This is a genomic window from Pseudomonas sp. SIMBA_067, assembly GCF_046534675.1.
Classification (GTDB): domain Bacteria; phylum Pseudomonadota; class Gammaproteobacteria; order Pseudomonadales; family Pseudomonadaceae; genus Aquipseudomonas; species Aquipseudomonas putida.
The window spans coordinates 1-257 of the sequence record NZ_JAWRYH010000795.1 but is presented as its reverse complement, the minus strand read 5'-3'; the positions used below and the strand labels follow the sequence as shown (position 1 = coordinate 257).

Below are 257 nucleotides of genomic sequence, written 5' to 3'. Positions count from 1 at the left end.
ATGGTGGTACCGCGGGTGCCAGTACTGTCTGAGATAGAGAGCCGGCGACGCCACAGGGGTGTTGATCACCTTCACTGCACTATATCGCTCGAAGGTTTTGCCAAGCTCTGTTGGAACCGTGGCAATCAACCCGGGATTCTTCTCCAGAATCATCGGAATGGTGATGAAGTGGGGCGTCGTCAGGTAGATGTCCCTACGTAGGCCAAGATCCTCAATGAATTGGTCGTAACGGGTTTTCATTGCCACGAGGACCACCG

Annotated in this window: 1 pseudogene; it reads right to left on the bottom strand. The window is 54.1% G+C overall.

What is annotated here, in order from left to right:
• Positions 1-240 (bottom strand): annotated as a pseudogene (locus tag SB765_RS31380) (hypothetical protein); the annotation flags it as partial.
• Between the last annotated feature and the right edge of the window lie 17 nt (positions 241-257).